This window comes from Nocardioides sp., from assembly GCF_004803405.1.
Lineage (GTDB): Bacteria > Actinomycetota > Actinomycetes > Propionibacteriales > Nocardioidaceae > Nocardioides > Nocardioides vastitatis.
In genome coordinates this window covers 655-22,373 of the sequence record NZ_SSXI01000044.1, presented here as the reverse complement: position 1 = coordinate 22,373, position 21,719 = coordinate 655, and the positions used below count along the sequence as shown (strand labels likewise).

General features: G+C 69.9%; 19 protein-coding genes, 1 tRNA gene and 1 pseudogene. 12 read left to right on the top strand and 9 right to left on the bottom strand.

The window, feature by feature from the left end:
- The coding region (locus tag E7Z54_RS03150) for an NAD(P)/FAD-dependent oxidoreductase (RefSeq protein WP_136431553.1) at positions 1-834 on the top strand (834 nt) is incomplete at its 5' end.
- Between the two features lie 58 nt (positions 835-892).
- Here E7Z54_RS03150 and gabT read toward each other — a convergent pair.
- From gabT to E7Z54_RS03135, 3 genes are read right to left on the bottom strand one after another with little or no spacing between them, the layout of a single operon-like run.
- The gene (gabT, locus tag E7Z54_RS03145) at positions 893-2,212 is read right to left on the bottom strand and encodes a 4-aminobutyrate--2-oxoglutarate transaminase (protein WP_136431552.1); all 1,320 of its coding nucleotides are present in this window, start codon (positions 2,210-2,212) and stop codon (positions 893-895) included.
- Positions 2,209-3,420, bottom strand: a complete 1,212-nt coding sequence (locus E7Z54_RS03140) for a saccharopine dehydrogenase family protein (RefSeq protein ID WP_136431551.1) — start codon at positions 3,418-3,420, stop codon at positions 2,209-2,211. The genes gabT and E7Z54_RS03140 overlap by 4 nt, the downstream gene beginning before the upstream one ends.
- A gap of 35 nt (positions 3,421-3,455) precedes the next feature.
- A complete protein-coding gene (locus E7Z54_RS03135; protein ID WP_136431550.1) occupies positions 3,456-4,889 on the bottom strand; it encodes a gamma-aminobutyraldehyde dehydrogenase in 1,434 nt (477 codons plus the stop codon).
- A gap of 133 nt (positions 4,890-5,022) precedes the next feature.
- Between E7Z54_RS03135 and E7Z54_RS03130 the strand changes: the two genes are divergently transcribed.
- Positions 5,023-6,408 (top strand): aspartate aminotransferase family protein, encoded by a 1,386-nt coding sequence (locus E7Z54_RS03130; protein WP_136431549.1) that lies wholly within the window; start codon positions 5,023-5,025, stop codon positions 6,406-6,408.
- 372 nt (positions 6,409-6,780) lie between these two features.
- Here the strand turns inward: E7Z54_RS03130 and E7Z54_RS03125 are convergent, their stop codons facing one another.
- Positions 6,781-9,321, bottom strand: a complete 2,541-nt coding sequence (locus E7Z54_RS03125) for a DUF11 domain-containing protein (protein ID WP_136431548.1) — start codon at positions 9,319-9,321, stop codon at positions 6,781-6,783.
- 402 nt (positions 9,322-9,723) lie between these two features.
- The gene (locus E7Z54_RS03120) at positions 9,724-11,163 is read right to left on the bottom strand and encodes an FAD-binding oxidoreductase (RefSeq protein ID WP_136431547.1); all 1,440 of its coding nucleotides are present in this window, start codon (positions 11,161-11,163) and stop codon (positions 9,724-9,726) included.
- 124 nt (positions 11,164-11,287) lie between these two features.
- On the opposite strand from E7Z54_RS03120, the gene E7Z54_RS03115 reads away from it, so the two are divergent.
- Entirely contained in the window at positions 11,288-11,980 is a 693-nt protein-coding gene (locus E7Z54_RS03115) for a winged helix-turn-helix transcriptional regulator (RefSeq protein ID WP_136431546.1), read from the top strand.
- Positions 11,981-12,079: 99 nt separating this feature from the next.
- On the opposite strand, the gene E7Z54_RS03110 is transcribed toward E7Z54_RS03115, so the two are convergent.
- Positions 12,080-12,733 (bottom strand): TetR/AcrR family transcriptional regulator, encoded by a 654-nt coding sequence (locus tag E7Z54_RS03110; RefSeq protein ID WP_136431545.1) that lies wholly within the window; start codon positions 12,731-12,733, stop codon positions 12,080-12,082.
- 51 nt (positions 12,734-12,784) lie between these two features.
- On the opposite strand from E7Z54_RS03110, the gene E7Z54_RS03105 reads away from it, so the two are divergent.
- Together E7Z54_RS03105 and E7Z54_RS03100 are read left to right on the top strand one after the other, a co-directional pair.
- A complete protein-coding gene (locus E7Z54_RS03105; protein ID WP_136431544.1) occupies positions 12,785-13,708 on the top strand; it encodes an ATP-binding cassette domain-containing protein in 924 nt (307 codons plus the stop codon).
- Positions 13,705-14,469 (top strand): ABC transporter permease, encoded by a 765-nt coding sequence (locus E7Z54_RS03100; RefSeq protein ID WP_136431543.1) that lies wholly within the window; start codon positions 13,705-13,707, stop codon positions 14,467-14,469. The genes E7Z54_RS03105 and E7Z54_RS03100 overlap by 4 nt, the downstream gene beginning before the upstream one ends.
- A gap of 495 nt (positions 14,470-14,964) precedes the next feature.
- Here E7Z54_RS03100 and E7Z54_RS03090 read toward each other — a convergent pair.
- Positions 14,965-15,046 (bottom strand) — tRNA-Tyr (locus E7Z54_RS03090).
- Positions 15,047-15,152: 106 nt separating this feature from the next.
- On the opposite strand from E7Z54_RS03090, the gene E7Z54_RS03085 reads away from it, so the two are divergent.
- A complete protein-coding gene (locus E7Z54_RS03085) occupies positions 15,153-15,644 on the top strand; it encodes a YajQ family cyclic di-GMP-binding protein (protein WP_136431542.1) in 492 nt (163 codons plus the stop codon).
- 21 nt (positions 15,645-15,665) lie between these two features.
- Here the strand turns inward: E7Z54_RS03085 and E7Z54_RS03080 are convergent, their stop codons facing one another.
- On the bottom strand, positions 15,666-16,700 hold the full coding sequence (locus E7Z54_RS03080) for a maleylacetate reductase (protein WP_136431541.1): 1,035 nt from the start codon (positions 16,698-16,700) through the stop codon (positions 15,666-15,668).
- Between the two features lie 71 nt (positions 16,701-16,771).
- On the opposite strand from E7Z54_RS03080, the gene E7Z54_RS03075 reads away from it, so the two are divergent.
- The 5 genes from E7Z54_RS03075 to E7Z54_RS03055 all read left to right on the top strand — a co-directional run bounded on the left by E7Z54_RS03075 (position 16,772) and on the right by E7Z54_RS03055 (position 20,754).
- Entirely contained in the window at positions 16,772-17,386 is a 615-nt protein-coding gene (locus tag E7Z54_RS03075; protein WP_136431540.1) for a TetR/AcrR family transcriptional regulator, read from the top strand.
- Positions 17,387-17,528: 142 nt separating this feature from the next.
- Entirely contained in the window at positions 17,529-17,930 is a 402-nt protein-coding gene (locus tag E7Z54_RS23670; protein ID WP_206055974.1) for a hypothetical protein, read from the top strand.
- Positions 17,931-17,956: 26 nt separating this feature from the next.
- Positions 17,957-19,333 (top strand): NAD-dependent malic enzyme, encoded by a 1,377-nt coding sequence (locus tag E7Z54_RS03065; protein WP_136431539.1) that lies wholly within the window; start codon positions 17,957-17,959, stop codon positions 19,331-19,333.
- Between the two features lie 20 nt (positions 19,334-19,353).
- A complete protein-coding gene (locus E7Z54_RS03060) occupies positions 19,354-20,136 on the top strand; it encodes an alpha/beta hydrolase family protein (RefSeq protein WP_136431538.1) in 783 nt (260 codons plus the stop codon).
- 147 nt (positions 20,137-20,283) lie between these two features.
- The gene (locus E7Z54_RS03055) at positions 20,284-20,754 is read left to right on the top strand and encodes an SRPBCC domain-containing protein (RefSeq protein WP_136431537.1); all 471 of its coding nucleotides are present in this window, start codon (positions 20,284-20,286) and stop codon (positions 20,752-20,754) included.
- On the opposite strand, the gene E7Z54_RS03050 is transcribed toward E7Z54_RS03055, so the two are convergent.
- On the bottom strand, positions 20,723-21,160 hold the full coding sequence (locus E7Z54_RS03050) for a hypothetical protein (protein ID WP_136431536.1): 438 nt from the start codon (positions 21,158-21,160) through the stop codon (positions 20,723-20,725). The genes E7Z54_RS03055 and E7Z54_RS03050 overlap by 32 nt on opposite strands.
- Before the next feature lie 271 nt (positions 21,161-21,431).
- On the opposite strand from E7Z54_RS03050, the pseudogene E7Z54_RS23950 reads away from it, so the two are divergent.
- Positions 21,432-21,719, top strand: a pseudogene (locus E7Z54_RS23950) (2-oxoacid:acceptor oxidoreductase subunit alpha); the annotation flags it as partial.

Below are 21,719 nucleotides of genomic sequence, written 5' to 3'. Positions count from 1 at the left end.
ACCCCCGACTGCGCGGTCCTGCACCCCGCCCGCCTGGTCCGCGGCCTGGTGAGGGCGGTCGAGCGCCGCGGCGTCCGGCTGCTCGAGGGCACCCGGGTCACCGCGATCGCGCCGGGCTCGGCGTCGACCGCGCATGGCACGGTCACGGCGGAGATCGTCGTACGGGCCACGGAGGCGTGGACGCCCCAGCTTCCCGGCCACGAGCGGACGATGGCTCCGGTGTACTCGCTGGTCATCGCGACCGAACCCCTTCCTCCCGCCGCCTGGGAGGTGATCGGGCTGCGCCGACGGGAGGCGTTCGCCGACCATCGCCACCTGATCGTCTACGGCCAGCGCACCGTTGACGACCGACTCGTCTTCGGCGGCCGCGGAGCGCCGTACCACCTCGGCTCGCGGGTGCGGCCTGCGTACGACCACGAGCCGCGGGTGTTCGCTCGGCTCTGGAGCTCCCTGCTCGAGCTGTTCCCCGTGCTGCGCGGCACGGCGGTGACCCACGCCTGGGGCGGACCGCTCGGGATCCCGCGGGACTGGTGCGCCTCGGTCGGGCTGGACCGCCGCACCGGGCTGGCGTGGGCCGGCGGCTACGTCGGGGACGGCGTGAGCACCACCAACCTCGCGGGACGCACCCTGCGCGATCTCGTCCTCGGGCACGACACGGACCTGGTCGGGCTGCCGTGGGTCGGCCATCGCTCGCCACCGTGGGAGCCCGAGCCGCTGCGGTGGCTGGGCATCAACGCCGGCCTGCGCATGGCGTCCGTCGCAGATGCCGAGGAGGCACTCACCGGGCGACCGAGCCTGGTCGCGCGTCGCCTCGCCCCGCTGGTGGGTCACTGACCACGGCCCCACCCGGGTCGCATGCGGCCTCAGCCGTCCTCGTCGTCGGCGACCGACGTCACCTCGTCGCGGTCATGGCCTCTGCCACCACCTCGAGGCCCTCCTCCAGCAGCGCATCACCGATCACCAGCGGAGGCAGGAACCGCAGCACGTTGCCCCAGGTGCCGCACGTGAGCGTGACCACCCCCTGGGAGTGGCAGTACGACGAGACCGCGGCCGTCCGCGCGGGGTCGGGCTCCGTCGAGCCCGGTCGGCACAGTTCGACCGCCTGCATCGCCCCGCGCCCCCGAACCTCGGCCACGACGGGGTGGTCGGCCGCGATCGCGCGCAGTCGCCTCTCCATCAGCGATCCCACCTCTCGCGCGCGGGCGACGAGGTCGAGACTGCGCATCGCCTCGATCGCTCCGAGGGCGGCGGCGCATGCCACGGGATTGCCGCCGTAGGTGCCCCCCAGGCCGCCGACATGGACCGCGTCCATCACCTCGGCGCGGCCGGTGACCGCAGCCAGGGGCATGCCGCCGGCGATGCCCTTCGCCGTCGCGACCAGGTCGGGCACCAGCCCCTCGTCCTCGCACGCGAACCAGTCGCCCGTGCGACAGAACCCGGTCTGGATCTCGTCGGCGACGAACAGCACGCCGCGCTCGCGACACCACTGCTCGATCGCCGGCAGGAAGCCGGACGCGGGCACCACGAAACCCCCCTCGCCCTGGATCGGCTCGATCACGACGCAGGCGAGCTGGTCGGCGCCCACCTGCTTCTCGAGCACGTCGATCGCACGCTCTGCCGCCGCTGCGCCGGAGAGCCCGTCCCGCAGCGGGTAGGACACCGGCGCCCGATGGATCTCACCGGCGAAGGGGCCGAACCCGTGCTTGTAGGGCATCGCCTTGGCCGTCATCGCCATCGTCAGGTTGGTGCGCCCGTGGTAGCCGTGGTCGAACACCGCGACCCCGGTGCGGCCGGTCGCGCGCCGGGCGATCTTCACCGCGTTCTCGACTGCCTCGGCACCGGAGTTGAACAGCGCGGACTTCTTCGCATGGTCGCCGGGCGTGAGCTCGGCCAGGGCGGCACACACGTCGACGTAGCCGTCGTACGGCGTGACCATGAAGCAGGTGTGGGTGAACGCCTGCGCCTGCTCGGTGATCCGGCGGACGACCGCGGGGGCAGCGTTGCCGACCGTGGTGACCGCGATGCCCGAGCCGAGGTCGATCAGCGAGTTGCCGTCGACGTCGACGAGCACGCCTCCGCCCGCCTCGACGACGAACACCGGCAGCACCGTGCCGACGCCGTCGGCGACCCAGGTCCGCTTGAGCTCCAAGCGCTTGCGCGACTCCGGGCCGGGGATCTCGGTGGCCAGGTGGCGCCGCTGCTCGACGGTCATCGTGGGACCTCCATGACGCCCCAGGGGCTGCCGTAGGCCGTGAGCAGGTCGAGGAAGGGCACCGCGTCGAACGCCTCCGGCCCCAGCACGCCGGAGCCGGACCAGGTGCCGTTCGCGAGCAGCTCGAGGGCGATGACCGGGTTCACCGCGGTCTGCCAGACGACGCACTGGTGGCCGTACTCCGCCATCGACCAGTCGTTGTCGACCACGTGGTAGAGGTAGGTCGAGCGCGGAGCACCGTCCGTGCCGGTGCCCGTCACCCAGACGCCGGCGCAGGTCTTGCCGGACATCCGGTCGCCCAGCGTCGCCGGGTCGGGCAGACACGCGGCAACCACATCACGCGGGCTGACCTCGACCTCCCCGACGCGCACCGTCTCCGCGCGATCGAGGCCGAGCTTGTGCAGCGTCTTGAGCACGTCGATGAACTCCGACCCGAGGCCGTACTTGAAGGTCGCCCGGCGGCAGCCGAGCCAGCGCGGCATCAGGAGCACCTCTTCGTGCTCGACGTTGACGCACTCGACCGGGCCGATGCCCTCGGGGAAGTCGAAGACCTCCGGCTCGGAGAACGGTTCGGTCGTGTGCCAGCGGCCGTCCTCCCAGACCACCGGCGGGTTGAGGCACTCCTCGATCGTCGTCCAGATGGAGAAGGTGGGCGCGAAGGTGGGTCCTGCTGGACCCGAGACGACCAGGTTGGACCCGTCGCGCACGCCGAGCTCGTCGATGGTCGAGAAGAGGTGGTCGGCGGCGTACCGGGCGAACACGTCGGACAGCCCGGGCTCGACGCCGATCCCCACCAGTGCCAGCCGGCCCGCCGCCGACCACTCCTCCGCACGGGCGAACTGGTCGTCGCCGAGCTTGACTCCGGGAAGCTCGTACGGCGAGTCCGGGTGCGGGCGCGAGAGGGACATGGCCATGTCGAGGTAGTCGGCCCCGGCGGCGTAGGCGCCGTCGAAGATCGGCATCACGAAGCGCGGGTCCACAGCGTTCAGCACGTGGGTGACCGCGTGCTCACGACACAGGGCGGTCACCGCCTCCGCGGAGGATGCGTCGACCGCGACGGCAGAGAACCTGCTGTCGATCGCGGCTGCCTTCTCGGCGCGCTCGAGGAGGTGGTCGGCGACGAGGATCGCCTCGAAGAACGTGCGGCGCGCGGCGATCGCCGTGAACGCGGAGCCGACCCCGCCGGCGCCGATCAGCAGGATCCTCATCGTCTCAAGGCTCGCTTCTCTGGCACCTCGGGCACCTACTCTCCGATGAAGGACATGACGTGCTTGATCCGCGTGTAGTCCTCGAGCCCGTAAAGGGAGAGGTCCTTGCCGTAACCGGAGTGCTTGAAGCCGCCGTGCGGCATCTCCGAGACGAACGGGATGTGGGTGTTGATCCAGACCACGCCGAAGTCGAGCTTGCGGCTCATCCGCATCGCGCGGCCGTGGTCCCTCGTCCAGACGCTGGAGGAGAGGCCGTACTGGACGCCGTTGGCCCATGCGAGCGCCTCACGCTCGTCGGTGAAGCGCTGGACGGTGATGACCGGGCCGAAGATCTCGGTCTGGATCTGCTCGTCGTCCTGGCGCAGGCCGGAGAGCACGGTGGGCGCATAGAAGTAGCCGCGATCCCCGACCCTCTCGCCGCCGGTCTCGAGGCTGGCGTGGTCCGGCAGCCGGTCGACCATCCCCTTGACCCGGGCCAACTGGTCGGCGTTGTTGAGCGGGCCGTAGAGCACGTCCTCGTCGTCGGGCATGCCGGTCTTCGTGGCCCGCGCCTGCTCGGTGACCGCGGCGACGAAGTCGTCGTGGATGCCCGGGCCGGCCAGTACGCGGGTGGCGGCAGTGCAGTCCTGGCCGGCATTGAAGTAGCCCGCCTCCGCGATCGCGGACGCCGCAGCCTCGATGTCGGCATCGTCGAAGACGATCACCGGGGCCTTGCCGCCGAGCTCCAGATGCACCCGTTTGAGGTCGGTCGCCGCCGAGCCTGCCACCTCCATGCCGGCCCTGACGGACCCCGTGATCGACACCATCTGCGGGGTCTTGTGGGAGACCAGTGCGCGGCCGGTGTCGCGATCGCCGCAGACCACGTTGAGCACGCCCGGGGGCAGGAACTCCTGGCAGATCTCGGCGAGCAGCGTCGAGCTCGCCGGGGTCGTGTCGCTGGGCTTGAGAACGACCGTGTTGCCCGCCGCGAGCGCTGGAGCGATCTTCCAGATCATCATCATGAGCGGGTAGTTCCACGGCGTCACCTGACCGACCACGCCCACGGGCTCGCGCCGGATCCACGAGGTGTGGTCGCGCAGGTACTCCCCCGCGCTGCGTCCCTCCAGCACGCGGGCCGCACCGGCGAAGAACCGGAAGTGGTCCGAGCTGGGCGGCAGCTCCTCGCTGGCGGTCAGTCCGATCGGCTTTCCGGTGTCCCGCACCTCGACGGCGGTGATCTCCTCGGCGCGCGCGTCGATGGCGTCGGCGATCTTGAGCAGGGCGGCCGCGCGCTCCTGGGGCGTGGTGTCGCCCCAAGTCTCGAACGCGGCGGCCGCGGCGGCGTAGGCGGCGTCGACGTCGGCGGCGTCCGACATCGGCGCCTGCGCGTAGGTCTCGCCGGTGGTCGGGTCGATCACGTCGTACGTCGCCCCGGACGCGGCGTCGACCAACGCACCGTTGACGACGTTCTTGAAGGTGAGGTCGGCCATGAGCTGAGACTAGCGAGCAGACCGACGGAATCCATAGATCAATCCGCAAATAGATGCGGATTCGCCACTTATCACCCGTCTTCGCGACGGATCCGCTTGCGGAGTTCGGGGTCGACTGAGCATCATGGGAGCCATGGACCCCCAACTCGAGCGGCGCCAGCGGGCCGCGAAGGACCACCTCTGGCTGCACTTCACGCGGCACGGGCACTTCGACGGCGCGGATGTGCCCGTCATGGTGCGGGGCGAGGGCGCGTACCTGTGGGACGACCGGGGCAAGCGCTACCTCGACGGGCTCGCCGGACTGTTCGTGAGCCAGCTCGGACACGGACGCACCGAGCTCGCCGACGCGGCCGCGGTCCAGGCGCGCGCTCTCGCCTTCATGCCGCTGTGGTCCTACGCCCACCCGAGCGCGATCGAGCTGGCCGCGACCGTTGCCAGCGCCGCGCCGGGCGACCTCAACCGGGTGTTCTTCACCAGCGGCGGCGGCGAGGCGGTCGAGTCGGCGTGGAAGCTGGCGAAGAACTACTTCAAGGTCACCGGCAAGCCGATGAAGCACAAGGTGATCTCGCGCGCGATCGCCTACCACGGCACCACGCACGGCGCCCTCTCCATCACCGGCCTGCCCGGGCTCAAGCAGCAGTTCGAGCCGCTGGTGCCCTCGACGTTCCGGGTGCCGAACACCAACCTCTACCGTGCCCCGGCGGGCACCGCCGGGCACGACGGGACCGACGTCGAGGCGTTCGGCCGGTGGGCGGCAGACCAGATCGCGGTCGCGATCGAGAACGAGGGCCCCGACTCGGTCGCCGCGGTGTTCCTCGAGCCGGTGCAGAACGCGGGCGGCTGCTTCCCGCCTCCACCGGGCTACTTCGACCGGGTCCGGGAGATCTGCGACGAGTACGACGTCCTGCTCGTCTCCGACGAGGTGATCTGCGCCTTCGGCCGGCTCGGCACGATGTTCGGCGCCGAGCGCTACGGCTACCAGCCCGATATCATCACCTGCGCGAAGGGCATCACGTCGGGCTACGCGCCGCTCGGCGCCATGATCGCGTCCGACCGGCTGATGGAGCCGTTCCTCCACGGCGAGGCGATGTTCGCCCACGGCTACACCTTCGGCGGTCACCCGGTCTCGACCGCGGTCGGCGTACGCAACCTGCAGCTGTTCGAGGAGGAGGGCATTCTCGGCCACGTCCGCGCGAACGAGGACGCCTTCCGAACCACGTTGGAGCGGCTCTTGGACCTGCCGATCGTCGGCGACGTCCGGGGCGAGGGCTACTTCTACGGCATCGAGCTCGTCAAGGACAAGGCCACCCGGCAGACCTTCACCCACGAGGAGTGCGAGCGGATCCTCTACGGCTTCGTCTCCAGAGCGCTGTTCGAGGAGGGCCTCTACTGCCGGGCCGATGACCGTGGCGACCCGGTCGTCCAGATCGCGCCTCCGCTGATCTGCACCCAGGAGCACTTCGACGAGATCGAGCAGATCCTGCGGGTGGTGCTCGAGAAGGCGTCCGGGATGCTCTGAGGGTCGACCTGGGCGATAAGCCTCGGGCCCCGGAGCCTCCGTCGTCGGTGGGTTGCCCCCGCCGTCAGCAGGATGGCGGCGGGGGCAGCCCACCGACGACCCGAGGATGATGTCGAGAGGCTCGTCGTACCCCAGCCTCACGGGCCGGTCGCTGGGAGCCTTCTCAGGTCCCACGCACGTGGCAGCTCACGGGGTCCCACCGCCCAGAGGTGTGGCGATCGGCCGGCCATGGGCACTCCGTTGGTAGGGCCGTGGCCCCGGCCGGTAACCACCCCGGCCGGGGCACATCAGGCATTCGGGCTCGCGGGCGTCGCCACTGGCCCTCCCGCGGGTCCTCTTCGTGCGGCCCGCGCTGTCAGTCGATCGCCCGCATCACCGCCATCTGAAGCCGGTGCTCGGCGGCGGCGGGGGCGGCGTCGGGCTCACCCGACAGGCGTCGTCGGTCGCGCTCATACCGTTCCCGGTCAGCGTGGACCGGTTGAGCAGTCCGGTTCCAGACTCCCCACGACGCAGAGTGCAGTCGCGGTTGCGTGCGGTCACCTTGCCGGCCGCGACGCGGAAGACGACCGTGACCACGAAGGTGTGCGTTTTCGGCCCCGACTTGGCGGCCGCACCGATCGACTGGTTGGTGGTCACGCGGGTTTGGCTGCGACCGTTCCACCTGGGGTCGACGTGAACCGACATCGGCCTGGCCCTGACGGCGGTGTTGATGATCTCTACCGCGCTGCCGTACCGCAGCTTGTCCCGCAGGTTGTACGACGCGCCGCCTCCGCCGCGGTTCTTCACGGTGATCGCGTACTTGATCCGGTAGCGGTTGCGGCCGATCTTGTCCGGACCCGACTTGACCACCTTGTTGTGTGTGAGCTTGGGACCAGGAAGCGCGACGGTGTCGCAGGGAACGAACTCGTCGTTCGGGCACGCCGGCGTCGGGTCATCCGGGTTCCGAGGGGGGGCGAAGACGGTGTTGACGACCTCACTGTCGCCCCTGCCCGTGTAGATCACCTGATAGGTGATCAGGACCGACTCCCCGGGGGCCAGGGCACCTGTCCAGGTGATCCGCGGAGCGCTGTACTCGAGCTGCCCGGCAGGGTCGGCAGAGAGCGAGCCGACCTTGAGACGCGCGTTGTCGAGCACGCCCGTGAGGTCATCCACGACGTATGCCGGTGCGCTGGCGGTGTACTGGCCCGGTCCGACGTTGCGCGCGACGACGGCGTACTGGATCGTCTGGCCCACGCGTGGCGTGCTGGTGCTCGCCGTCTTCTCGACCTCCAGACGCGGCAGCACGACCGTCTCGGTGTCGCAGGTCGTGCTGGGCGGATCGCAGGTGGGCGTCGTTGGGTCGCAACCGGGCGATCCAGGCTGACAGTCCGATGCGAACGCGACGTTGCGGACGATGCCGTCACCGACGCGGTCGAGCCGGATGGAGTAGGTGATGGTGACCGTCTCGTCGACCGCCAGTGGACCGGTCCAGCTGATGCGCGGCTCGACGTAGTCCACGGTTCCGGCCGACGCGCCACCGACGCTGGCCGAGACGTCGCCCTGGCGCGTGCCGTCGTCGAGCACGCCCGCGAGGTCGTCGACGACCACGGCCGGGTTCGCGGCGGTGAAGTCGGCGGTGCCGGTGTTCGTCGCAGTGACCGTGTAGTTCACGACGTCGCCCACGCGGGTGAGCTCGGTGGCGTCCGAGTCCTTCTCGATCGTCAGCTCGGCCGTGCTGTAGAACTCCACCGATGCGCAACCCGGCAGGTTCATGCCGACCACGTCGGAGATGTTGTCGGCACAGTTGGTGTAGGTCTTCGGCGAGGGCTCCGCGCCGCGCGGGGAGTCGGAGGTCACGTCGACGGTGATCGTGCACGACGCCTGGCCTGCATTCAGCACACCGTTGGTGATGGCGATCGTCGATGACCCCTCCTCGGCGGTCCGCGTCGCCTGGCAGGTCCCGCCCAGGTTGGCCGGGCTCGCCACGACCAGGCCGTCCGGCAGGGTGTCGGTGAACCCCCAGCCGCTCTTCGCGGCCAGCTCGGAGGTGTTGGTCACCGTCAGGGTCAGCGTCGAGGCCTCACCGACCGGCACGCTGGTCGGCGAGAATGCCTTGTCCAGCTGCGGAGTCACGTCCAGCACCCGGATGTTGTCGTACGCGCCGTCGTTCCCGCCGCCGAAGCCGTTCTCGTTGCGCATCACGATCCCGAGCGTGTTGCCGGACACCAGCAGCGAGGAGTCGGCAGCGAACCGGCCGTACCGCACCTCGCCGGCCGGGGTGCCGTTGGCGGTCGGCGCCTGGACGGAACTCGCGCGGGGGTCGGTGCACGGGTCGATCGCAGCGGCCGAAACGGGGATCTCCTGACCACCGGCCGTCGTGAGGTAGAACCGCAGCTCGGGATGGGTGCTGAAGCAGTTCTGGGCGGCAGCGTCCACGGAGAACGTCACGAACCGGTTCGCCGCCGGCAGCGACAGGGGCTGCGTGGTGCGGAACTGCACCTCGTTGTCGCCCGAGCTGCCCGCCGTGTACGACGAGGCTGCCGCGTTCTGAGTCCGGTCGGAGAACCCACCCAACTCGGCGAGAACCCACGGCAGCGCGGTCAGAAGGTTGTAGTTGCCCGCGCCCGTGCCTGGGCCGGTGCCGTCGCAGTCCCCCGCCTGGCGGGGGCTGGTGTGCTGAATGATCAAGCCGTTGCAGTTGGCGCGCGACACCCAGAACGGGTCGCCGGTATAGGTCATGCCGGTCGCGCCGGTGTACTCCGACAGCAGGATGTTCGAGTTCGCAGGACGATTCTGGAAGTCCTCGGTGTACAGCACCGCGGGATCGCTGGGAGTGCCCGGCTGACCCGGAACCGCCGCGGCCTGCGGCACCGGCGCGACCAGCAACGCGAAACTCGCCAACAGACCGGCCACCAGCGAGACGGCTGTCGTCATCGCCGCACCCGTGCGAGCTCTGCTGGGCGACCGACGCGCGCGGCGCCGACGAGTGCGATCTTCACCGAAGTTGCGTTGCGTTCTGCCACGGGAGCGTTCCACGAGAACTCCTTCGAGCTTGAGCCGAGCCCTCTGACTCGGACGTGCCACCCGCGATCCCACGGTCGAGAATCGGGGGGTACGCACCGTGGCATGCACCTACCGGGACGGGGGAGGGCTGTCCGCGTTTGTGGCCGAAATTGGTACCCCGCTTGGTCCGGCTCTGGTCTTCGTCTGCCGATCGACCGCAACCACCGAGGTCCGGCGAGTCGACAGTCTGCCGCGGCCGGCAGACTGTCGACGGATCCATCTGCGCCTCACGCGCGCACCTGGTCGCCCCCCCACCCGCCTGGACCGGAAGCATCAATCGTTGACAGCCGCGCGCGACCCGAGGTGGCGGCCGCTTGAAGGCTTCGGCGTCCCGGGCCGGATGTTCTTGTTGTTGTGGAAGACGTTTTCGGGGTCGTACTTGGCCTTGATCTCGGCGAGCCGCCGGTACGTATCGTCGCCGTAGGCCTCGTGGACTCTGCTGGTGTCGTCGTCGGAGTCGAGGAAGTTCACGTAGACGCCGGCACCGTGCGGCTGCAGGGCTTCGAGGAATCCTCGTGCCCATGCGATCTCCGCAGCGCCTACGGTCTCGTCCTGTTCCGGAAGCCAGGCTGCGTCGATGATGATGTTGTGCTCCACGTCGCGCCCGGAATAGGCCGTGGCCTTCCGAGGTGTTTGGGCGACTGCGCCACCGAAGTGGAACATCGCCGCGTACGACCTCGTAGAGGCGGCCTGGTAGGCATGCTCGGCGACGATGTCGATGATCTCATCGGACAGACCGGCGAGGTCCGTGGCCTTCCAGTAGTAATGCCAGCCGTGCGGAACGGTGTCGTCGATGCCGCTTTGATGGTCGACGTAACGGGTCGGCCCGAGGAGATCGACGAGTGGCGTGCCGAACCGGCGGAGCGCACCGACAACACGCTCACCGTCCTCCACCGGGCCTGCGTAGCAGGTCGCCACCCCGATCGCCGGCCGGAAGTGCAGGTCCTTGTCGACCACCGGCAGCGAAGGGATCGTGCCCAGCCGGACGATGCTGCCGAGCTCATCGGGCGCGCCGGCGACGAGCTCACGGTAGAAGCGCAGAACCTCTGTGGTGTCCTCGGCGGCCCAGAACACCGGCCCGGCCAAGACGGTCGGGCCGACCGGGTGCAGTGCGAACCGGAATGAGGTGACGACGCCGAAGTTCCCGCCTCCGCCTCGCAGCGCCCAGAACAGGTCGGGGTGCTCATCGGCCGATGCCCGGAGGATCATCCCCTCGGCAGTGACCACCTCGGCCTCCACGAGATTGTCAACGGCGAGCCCATGCTTGCGCATGAGCCAGCCGATGCCGCCGCCCAAGGTGAGGCCGCCGACGCCGGTGTGACTCACGATCCCGCCCGTGGTGGCCAGACCGTACGCCTGGGTCGCGTGGTCGACATCTCCCCACAGGGCACCGCCTTGGACGAGAGCCGTGCACTCGACGGGATCAACCCAGACGGCACGCATCACCGAGAGGTCGATCACCATTCCGCCGTCGCAGATCGCTGTGCCGGACACGTTGTGGCCCCCGCCGCGCACGGCGACCTCCAACTCGCGCTCGCGCGCGAACCGCACCGCGGCCGCTACGTCGGCGGTACCGGCGCAGCGGGCGATCAGGCGCGGTCGCCGATCGACCATTCCGTTCCAGACGGCGCGTGTGCCGTCGTACTCCCGGTCGTCCGGGCTGACAAGCTCGCCCCGGAATCCCGGGATCTGGATCGCGGTTTGTGTTGCCATGGTTCCTCCTCGATAGGCGGCTTCATCGCATCACCGGCCGATGCCGAGCAGAACGCAGCAATCTGGACCACGAAGTAAGGAATCTGGACTTCCCGCACCGCCGGCGGAGCGGGACACTGCGAGCATGAGGACGTACGGCCAGTACTGCCCGATCGCCCGTGGTGCGGAGATCTTCGCCGAGCGTTGGACGCCGTTGATCATCCGCAACCTTCACCTGGGCTGCCAGACATTCGGGGAGATCCTCCAGGGTGCGCCCGGACTGTCCCACACCCTGCTCGCGCAACGGCTCAAGCAGCTCGAACGACTCGGCATCGTGGAGGTGACACCCAAGGCTTACGGCCGCGGTCACCGCTACCTGCTCACCCCTTCGGGTGACGACCTGTTCGAAGTTTGCAAGTCCCTCGGTGAGTGGGGGGCGCGCTGGCTGGAGATCGCCCCCGAAAACCTCGATCCGTACGTGGCACTGTGGTCGATGGGCAACGCGCTCCGCCCGGACCGCCTCCCCGACCGGCGCGTCGTCATCCAGCTCGACTTCACGGGATACCGACCCCATGAGCGGTACTGGCTGATCATCGAGCACACCGAAGTCGAGATCTGCAAGACCTACTCCGGCATGGACGAAGACCTCTTCATCACCGCCGACGCCGAAGCATTCGTCAAGTGGCATGCCGGACAACTCTCCTGGGCGGAGGCCACCCGCGACTCCCGAATCCAGCTCCACGGCCCCTCATGGATCGCCAAGGCCTTCCCGACCTGGAACTCCCGGAGCATGTTCGCCCATATCAGCCACAATGCCGCCACTACCACTACGAGCTGACAAGCACACTCACCACCGACAGACGTGTCCCACGCGGACCGCGACCTGACGACACGCGAAAGGGCGGGGCGCGTCCTACCGCCGCATGTCGGCGCCCCTCTAACCGTCCGGATCTGCCGACGAGCGGTCAACGGTGCCGGGCCTGGGGCCGGAGTTTCGTACGGCTGCGGCGGCCGCGTCGATGACGCCGTGGACCGCGGCTCGGATCCGTGCCGCTGCCTGGTCCGGATCGGGCCGGCCGGCGTCGAGCCAGGCGATGACGGCCTCGGTGGTGAGGGTGGGGATGAGCCGAGCGGCCCAGTCCAGCCACGGGCCTGGCGGGAGCTGCTTGGCCAAGTTGCGGTGGGTGACCTCGGTCGAGGCGGCGGCGAGGGTATCGGTGAGGTCACGGAACTCGCGTTCGCGGGCAGCGAAGCGGAAGAGGAGCCGGAAGGCGTCAGGGTCCGCGGCGGCCGTCTTGAGTAGTGCCGGGAGCGCATCCTCGCCGAAGTCGTCGGTCCCGACGTTCTCGGCTAAGCGCGTGCAGGCTCGGTCCAATAAGGCTCGGTAGAGCTCGGACTTGGAGTCGAAGTGCCGGTAGAGGATCACCCGGGTCACTCCGGCCTCGGCGGCGACATCGTCCAGGCTGGTGTCGGCGAAGCCCGCTCGTGCGAACGCCTTCGTGGCCGCGGCCAAAATCTGCTCACGCCTCTCCGCCCTTGGCATCCGCTGACGACCGGTCGCGGCCGGCTCCTGCTTTTGCAGCTCTGCCATGACACGCACCTCCACTTGTGTACTGCTAAGTCTACATCTACAGTTGTTTACATGTCCGTATACATCGGGCCGGCGATAGAAGCGGCTGGCCTCAACAAGACCTTCGGGGACGTCAAGGCGGTTGACGACCTCACCTTCTCCGTCGAGCGAGGGACCATCACCGGCTTCCTCGGCCCGAACGGCGCCGGGAAGACAACAACCCTTCGGATGCTGCTCGGCCTGGTCGCCCCCGATGGCGGGTCCGCCACCATCGGTGGCCGCCGCTACGTCGACCTGCCAGAACCGGGCAAGGTCGTCGGTGCCGCTCTGGAGGCGACAGGTTTCCACCCGGCGCGCAGCGGGCTGAGCCACCTGCGCGTCTACTGCACCGTCAGCGGCTACCCGCTGGCCCGCGCGGACGAGGTGCTCGATGACGTCGGGCTCGGTCCGGCGAAGCGGCGGGCAGTCGGCGGTTACTCCCTGGGGATGCGGCAGCGGCTGGCGCTGGCCGCCGCCCTGCTCGGCGACCCCGAGGTGTTGATCCTCGACGAGCCCGCCAACGGCCTGGATCCCGAGGGGATCGTGTGGATGCGGCGATTCCTGCGCCGATACGCCGACAGCGGTCGCACGGTCCTGGTCTCCAGCCACGTCCTCACTGAGATGCAGCAGTTGGTCGACCAGGTGGTGATCCTGCGCCGCGGCCGGCTGGTCCGCCAGGGCTCGCTCGCGGAGCTGTCGAGTGGACCTCCGTGGGCGCTGGTCAAGACACCCGAGGTGGAGCGACTTCTGGCTGCCCTGGGCGAAGGAGTCGCGGACCTTCGGGTCGAGCGGCTGGCCCCGGACGCGCTGCGCATCGAGCTGGCCGCCGCGCACATCGGTCGGGTCGCTGTCGACGCACGGGTGGAGCTGCACGAGCTCACCCCCGGGCGCGACGACCTCGAGCAGGCGTTCTTCGAGTTGACCACCGAACACGAAAGCGAGCGTGAGCCGGCATGACCTCGTTGATCGCAGGAGAGTTCCGCAAGCTGTTCACCACCCGGCTGTGGCTGTGGCTGCTCGTGGGTGCGATGGGGCTCACCGCGCTGTACACCAGTCTGCTGATCGGGTTCTCTGAGGACCCCGACACGATGACCGCACCGCTCCACAGCCCGGAAGGCCAGCGGACTCTGTTCGCCGTGGCATCGGGCGGTGCCAACACCCTGGTCGCGGTCCTTGCCGCGATCGGGATCACCGGGGAGTTCCGACACAAGACCGCCACCGCGACCTTTCTCGCCACCCCGCGGCGCGGCCAGGTCGTGGCCGCGAAGCTGGCGACCTACGCCCTGGTCGGCGCCGCCTACGGAGTCGCATGCCTGTTCGTGGTAACCGCGATCGCGATGCCCTGGTTGGCCACAAAAGGCATCGAGGTCGGGCTGCTGGACAACGGCCTGCCCGGCACCTACGCCGGCGTCATCGCCGACGTAGCAATCTTCGGCCTGCTCGGCGTCGGACTTGGAGCCCTGCTGCGCAACCAGGTCGCCACCGTCGTCGGGCTGCTGGTCTACCGGTTCGTCGCCGAGCCCATCCTCACCGGCATACCGGCCCTGGACAGTTGGACGACCTACCTCCCGGGCTCAGCATCGGCGGCTCTGACCCAGGTCTCCCTCACCACCCAGGAGTACCTGCGCGCGTGGGAAGGCGGCCTGGTCCTAGCGGGGTACGGCCTCTTGTTCGCGGGCGCAGGGGCGCTGTTCTCGATGCGCCGCGACATCACGTAAACACTTCCCCGCTGCTTGACCGCTGCCGGCAGATCCTCTCCTCGTTGTCGCCCTCCGCGAGCACAACGAGCAGTTCTCACCCGGGGCCGGCGGACTGCTGTTCCCAACCCGGATCGGGCCGCAGCCCGGATGAAGGCGCTCACGCCCCAGCAGGTCGCCTCGTCGCTGGCAGCCCGGCCCTACGACCTGCCGCACGCATGCGTGTCGACCTGGCTCGACGCCGGCGTGCCCTCGCCGAGGGTGGCAGCGTGGGCAGATCACAGCGTCGCGGTGCTCCACAGGGTCTACGCCGCATGCCTCGACGGTCGCGAGGACGAGGCGAGGCATCGGGTCGATGGGTTTCGCCAGGGGCGATGAGCGATGGGGATCCGCGTTCTATGGCACTCCTCCGGCACGACCAGCCGTAGCCAGTCGGGGCCAGCCGTAGCCAGCCGGACAACGCGAAACGGCCCGCTCCCAGCGTTTCCGCTGGTCACGGGCCGTTCCTACTGGCCGTGGCAGGTGCTGGATTCGAACCAGCGTAGGCTGTGCCGGCTGATTTACAGTCAGCTCCCTTTGGCCGCTCGGGCAACCTGCCGGGCTCATCCCCTCCAGTCAACACGGCCGGTGTTGGCCCGTCGAGGACGACGCGAAACAATAGCGCAGCAGCATTCCCGTCCACGAATCAGCACAGGGGCATCTCCATGGCCGACTCCTCGTTCGACATCGTCAGCAAGATCGACCGCCAGGAGGTCGACAACGCGCTCGGGCAGACCGCCCGCGAGATCTCCACCCGGTTCGACTTCAAGGGAACCGGCGCCACCATCGAGTGGAAGGGGGATGACGCGATAGAGATCACCGCGTCCGCCGACGACCGCGCCAGCGCCGTGCTCAGCGTCTTCCAGGACAAGCTGATCAAGCGCAACCAGTCGCTGAAGATCCTCGACGCCTCGGAGCCGCGGCCCTCCGGCCAGCAGTCGAAGATCGGCATCACCCTCAAGGAGGGCATCAGCTCGGAGAACGCCAAGAAGATCTCCAAGCTGATCCGCGACGAGGGGCCCAAGGGCGTCAAGGCGCAGATCCAGGGCGACGAGCTGCGGATCTCCTCCAAGAAGCGCGACGACCTGCAGGCCGTCCAGGCGCTGGTGAAGGCCCAGGACTACGACTTCGCGGTGCAGTTCACCAACTACCGGTGAGCTGATCGGGCCGGGGCCCGGTCACCAGGCAGCGCGCAGCAGCTCCAGCAACGGGCCGACCTCGACCGGCGCAGGGTTGGGGTACGGCGCCGCCGCCACCCGCTCGGCCACCGCACCGAGGCCCTCCTCCGGCACGCCGAGGACACGCAGGCGGGTCGGGCCGTCGTACGACGCCACGAGGCGGGCGACGACGGCGGCGGGATCGTCACCGGTGATCCGCGTCAACCGCGCCGCGGCTCGCGGCGCGTGCGGCAGGTTGAACCGGAGCACGTGCGGCAGCAGCAGCGTGTGCAGATCGGCGTGCGGCAGGTCGAAGGTGCCACCCAGGACGTGCGCGAGCTGGTGGTGGAGTCCCATCTGCGCGGTGGCCAGGCAGGTCCCGGCGAGCCAGGCCGACTGCTGCAGCCGGATCCGGGCGTCCACGTCTCCGAGATCGGCGAGCACCCTCGGCAGTGCGCCGAGCAGCAGGTCGCACGCCTCGGTGGCCAGCGCGTCGGACACCGCCGTCGCATCGGGCGCCCACAGCGCCTCGACGGCGTGCGCGAGCGCGTTCACGGCACTCGTCAGGGTCAGGCCCGCCGGCATCCGCAGCGTCAGCTCGGCGTCGTACACGACGGTGCCGGGCAGCAGCGACGCGTCCCGCCGAGTCTGCTTGACCCCCTCCTCGGTCTCGCCGAGGACCGGCGTCACCTCCGACCCCGAATAGGTCGTCGGTACGGCGACGTGCGGCATCGGACTGCGCGCGACGAGCGCCTTGCCGAGGCCGGTCGCCGCGCCGCCACCGATCGTCACCACCGCGTCGACGAACTCGTCGGCGACGACCGCCATCGCCTCGTCGGTGACCGTGACCGGCGTGTGCACCATCGGGCGGTCGAAGCGAGCGACCGCCCGCTCCCCCAGTGCAGCCGACAGCTCGTCAGCGGCGGCACGGGCGGACGCGGATACCACGACCAGCACGCGCTGCACGCCCAGCCGGTCGAGCTCGTCAGGGATGGCATGCCGTGCTCCAGTCCCGAACAGGACCCGCGAAGGCGGCGTCTCGTGGACGACGACCATGCCGAGACGGTATCCCCCGGAGGTCGGCCGAACCGCGTGCAGCCGCGCGACGGCCGTCCTAACGTGTCGCCATGGCGAACCGGCGCGAGGCGCAGAAGGCGATGACCCGTGCCGTGCTTCGCGACGCCGGCCTCGCCCTGTTCCGGGAGCGCGGCTATGCAGCGACCACGGTGGACGACATCGCATCCGCGGCCGGAACGACGCGCGTCACGTTCTACGCCTACTTCAGCTCGAAGGCGGAGCTGGCCAGGACACTGGTCTCCGAGAGTCTCAACGCGGTGCTCGAGCGCCGGCACTCGACCATCCACGGGCCCACCGCGCCGAAGCTGGTCGAGGCCGTCGCCGACGGCAGTCCTGCGGCCATCGAGGCGTGGCTGCGGCACACCGCCGACCTGTGGCACGCGGTGCGGCCGATCATCAGGATCGGTCGCGACGCGGCGGCGGTCGAGCCTGAGCTGCGCAACCTGGTCGCGCGATGGATGGAGGAGGCCATCAGCGACATCGAGGACGGCCTGCACCGCGCCGGGAGGTTCAAGCCGCATCAACGCCACTTCCGCGGGGTGCTCGCGATGGCCGAGCTCGACTACGTCGGCCAGAACTGGGAGGACGCCGATTGGAAGCTCGACCGGGAGCAGATGCTCACGGAGCTCACCGCAAGCTGGTCGCGCCTCCTCTCGCCCGACTGACGAACCGGTTTCCGTCCACAGCCCGACTCCGTCGGGGGCTCGTCCACAGCCATCGCCGCGGACTCTCCACGAGGTCGACCCGGGCTCCTACCGTGCCGTCACAGCGCCGGATCCGCTGGCGCACGACCGCAGGAGCCCACCTATGCAGCACCAGCAGAAGACCTCCACCTGCGCGAACGTCCGCGTGCTCGCGGCCTCGCTCGTCCCCCTCGCGCTGCTCGGCGCCGTGGTGACGACATCGAGTCAGGATGCCGGTGCGACCGGCCAGAGACCCGCGCCACCTCCGGCGGACACCATCGTGCTGATCAAGGGCGATGCTGCCAACGGCTTCGGTATCAAGACCTACGACGGCAGGTGGCGGTACCCGCCCACCGACTCCGAGGCGCTGGCGGAGTGCGGCGAGTACGACACCCGGATCGCCCGGGTGCGGTGCCGGGTCCGGGTGCGCACGTGGTACCGCGACCTCGCCGCGACGCAGAAGACGATTCGCTACTACCGGGGCCTGGTGCAGGCCCGCACCCAGGCGGCGCGTACTTCCAAGTAACCCGCCGCAAGGCGCACACTGCGCGGGTGAGAACCGTGACCGCCTCGTCCAACTCCATCACCATGCGCCTCTACACGGAGCCCGACCACGGCGTCGTCGGTGCCGTCGCCACGGCCATCGCCGCCGCCGGCGGCGTGGTCACCGCGATCGACGTCGCCGAGTCGAGCCACGACCGACTGGTCGTCGACGTGACCTGCTCGTCCGCCGATACGGAGCACGCAGCCGAGCTCGAGAAGGCCGTCAGCGGGATCGACGGAGTCACGGTGCACAAGGTCTCCGACCGCACGTTCCTGACCCACCTCGGCGGCATCATCGAGGTCAGCTCGAAGGTCCCGCTCAAGACCCGCGACGACCTCTCGCTCGCCTACACCCCCGGCGTCGGCCGCGTCTCCAAGGCGATCTCGGAGCATCCGGAGGACGTGTCCCGGCTGACCATCAAGGGCAACACCGTCGCCGTGGTGACCGACGGCTCCGCCGTCCTCGGGCTCGGGAACCTCGGCCCCGGCGCCGCCCTCCCGGTGATGGAGGGGAAGGCCGCCCTCTTCAAGAAGTTCGGTGACATCAACGCATGGCCGATCTGCCTCGACACCCAGGACACGGACGAGATCGTGCGGGCGGTCGAGCTGATCGCTCCCGGCTTCGGGGGCATCAACCTGGAGGACATCGCGGCCCCCCGCTGCTTCGAGATCGAGGCGCGACTGCGCGAGCGGCTCGACATCCCGGTCTTCCACGACGACCAGCACGGCACCGCCATCGTCGCCCTCGCCGGTCTGACCAACGCACTGCGAGTGGTCGACAAGCCGCTGGAGTCCTCGCGGATGGTCGTCGCGGGCGGCGGCGCCGCGGGGACCGCGATCGTGGCGCTCCTCCTGGCCGCGGGCGTCACCGACATCATCGTCTACGACCGGGCCGGCTGCCTCGTCGCCGGCGACGAGACGCTCTCCGCGACCCATGCCGAGCTCGCGGCCCGCACCAACCCGCGAGGCGTCCGTGGCTCGCTCCGTGACGCGCTGCAGGGGGCGGACGCCTTCCTCGGCGTCTCCGCGCCGGGCATCCTCCGGCCCGAGTGGATCGCCGAGATGGCGCCGGACCCGATCGTCTTCGCGATGGCCAACCCCGATCCCGAAGTCGACCCGGTCGCCGCGTCGAAGCACGCGGCGGTGGTCGCCTCGGGCCGGTCCGACTTCCCCAACCAGATCAACAACGTGCTTGCCTTCCCCGGCGTCTTCCGCGGGTTGCTGGACGCGCGCGCCAGCCAGGTGACCGTGGAGATGATGCTCCGCGCCGCCGACGCCATCGCTCATGTCGTCAGCGACGAGGAGCTGAACCCGTCGTACATCATCCCGACGGTGTTCCACCCCGACGTGCACCACGCGGTCGCGACGGCCATCCGCGGCGCCTGAGCCGGCGGGAGGGAGAGGCGGTGGCCGAGCGCGTCTGGTTCGCCAGCTCCACGGGTCCCCGCCTCGCCGGCCGGATCGACCTGCCGGAGGGCGAGATCCGTGGATGGGGCGTGTTCGCGCACGGGTTCACCCTCGGCAAGGACTGCCCTGCGGCAGCCCGCATCTGTCGCCAGCTCGCGAGCGAGGGCATCGGGATGCTGCGCTTCGACAACCTCGGCCTGGGCGACTCCGAGGGCGACTGGGGCGACGGGTCGTTCACGATCAAGGTCGACGACACCCAACGGGCGCTGGCGTTCATGGCCGACCGCGGCACGCCCGCGGACCTGCTCGTCGGCCACTCCTGGGGCGGAGCGGCGGCGATCGCCGCTGCGAGCGAGGAGCCGGCGGTCCGGGCGGTGGCGAGCATTGCCGCGCCCAGCGACCCCAGCCACGTGGAGCACCAGTACGACGCCCTGGCGGACCGCGCGGTGGCCGAGGGCCATGCCGAGTGGCTCGTCGGCGGACGTGCGCTGACCCTCAAGCGCGCCTTCGTCGAGGAGATCCGACGGGCGAAGCTCCTCGACCTGGTCCCCACGCTGCGCCGGCCGCTGCTCGTCATGCACTCCCCCACGGACACCACCGTCGCCGTGTCGAACGCCGGCGAGATCTTCTCCGCGGCCCGCCATCCGCGGAGCTTCGTCTCCCTCGAGGGCAGCGACCACCTGTTGACCGCGCCGGGTCAGGCAGCGAGGGCCGGCCGGATCATCAGCGCGTGGGCTGATCCCTACCTCACCGGATCGGATCCGCACCGGCTGCCGGCCTGAGCCACCGCGATCCGCGCCCTCTCGCGCCGCGATCCGCGCCCTCTCGCGCCGCGAACCGCGCCCTCTCGCGCCGCGAACCGCGCCCTCTCGCACCGCAAACCGCGCCCCTTCGCACCGCAAACCGCGCCCCTTCGCGATGATGGCGGCATGAACCCGTCCGCATCGGTCGTGATCGAGGCCCCGCTCGAAGTGGTCTGGCAGGTCATGCTCGACACGGAGCGGTACGGCGAGTGGAACCCGTTCGTGGAGCGGGCGGTGACGCCGCAGCCGCCCGCGGTCGGGAACCCGATCGTGCTGCACGTGGTGTGGGCCGGTGGCGGGCGGACCCGCTCACCGGAGCGGATCAGCGCGCTCGACGGCCCGGCGACCGATCCGGGTACCGGTGAGACGACCGCGCTGCTGAGCTACGTCTACGAGGGCCTGCCGGCGAAGCTCGGCCTCGTCCGAGGCACCCGCCACCAGCGGCTGCGGCAGGTGCCCGGTGGCCCGACGTCGTACGACACCGTCGAGGAGTTCCGGGGCCCGCTGGTGAGGCTGGCGGGGCCGGGGCGCGTCGCCGACGGGTTCCGCCGGCACGCCGAGGCGCTCAAGCGACGCGCTGAGTCGCTGGCCGGCTGAGCGCGGTCGCGTTGCGGGCTGCCCACAGCGCGAAGAGCAGCACCCCGATCCCGCACCCGATGTCGACGACCACGTGCGCCTGCCGCCACCAGACCATGTCGAACGCGCCGGGCGCGGTGTAGTGGGCGACGCCGATCAGCCCGGAGACCGAGTAGCCGGCGAGGGCGATGGAGGCCCCAGTGATCCGCCGGCGCAGCCACAGCATCGCGCCGAGCCCGCCCGAGGCGGTGAACACGAACCACGCGACCGCGATCAGCGTCGCGGACGGCGCCGGCACCGGCGCGTCGGGTCCCGGCACCGGGTAGTCGCGGTAGTTCACGTAATTGTCGACGTAGTGGACGACCGACACGAGCACCGCGACCCCGAGCAGCCACCACAGCGTCCGACTGGCCCGCTGATAGCTCATGCCATCAGCCTCCCACGGAGCGCTCCGGCCGCTCGACCGACGAGGAACCATGACCGATCTCACGGCGTTCGCCGCTCTCATCAGGCGGCGAGAAGATGGGGTCCACCCGGGGCGCGGACTATCGTTGGTGGACGTGCCGCACGGCCGGCCGGGCGAGAGTTGGACAGGTGTCCACAGAAAAGTGGAACGCGTTCTAGAATCGTCCCAGACGCCGTACCCGGGACGTCGGGTCAGCGGCCGCCATCGACGCGATGAGAGAAGTGGACCGAACGTGAGCCAGACCAAGCAGGTCAAGCAGCTGGATCGGGTGATCATCCGGTTCGCCGGCGACTCCGGTGACGGTATGCAGTTGACCGGTGACCGGTTCACCCAGGAGTCGGCTGTGTTCGGCAACGACCTGGTGACGCTGCCGAACTTCCCGGCCGAGATCCGCGCTCCCCAGGGCACGCTGCCGGGTGTCTCGTCGTTCCAGATCCACTTCGCCGACCATGACATCCTCACCGCCGGTGACCGGCCGGACGTCCTGGTGGCGATGAACCCGGCCGCGTTGAAGGCCAAC